This is a genomic window from Stenotrophomonas bentonitica (assembly GCF_002887735.1).
Classification (GTDB): Bacteria; Pseudomonadota; Gammaproteobacteria; order Xanthomonadales; family Xanthomonadaceae; genus Stenotrophomonas; species Stenotrophomonas bentonitica_A.
This window is the reverse complement of record NZ_PKQP01000043.1, coordinates 1-307: the sequence shown is the minus strand read 5'-3', so window position 1 is coordinate 307 and position 307 is coordinate 1. Positions and strand designations below refer to the sequence as shown.

Genomic DNA, 307 nt, shown 5'->3' with positions numbered 1-307 from the left:
TTACAGCGTGGACTACCAGGGTATCTAATCCTGTTTGCTCCCCACGCTTTCGCGCCTTAGCGTCAGTATAGGACCAAGAGACCGCCTTCGCCACTGGTGTTCTTCCAGATATCTACGTATTTCACCACTACACCTGGAATTCCATCTCTCTCTTCCGTACTCAAGATTAGCAGTCTCAAAGGCAGTTCTACAGTTAAGCTGTAGGATTTCACCTCTGACTTGCTAACCCGCCTGCGCGCCCTTTACACCCAGTGAATCCGGACAACGCTTGCCCCCTACGTATTACCGCGGCGGCTGGCACTACGAT

At 52.1% G+C, this 307-nt stretch carries 1 rRNA gene; it reads right to left on the bottom strand.

What is annotated here, in order from left to right:
• Window positions 1-307, bottom strand: a 16S ribosomal RNA gene (locus C0R07_RS19665); the annotation flags it as partial.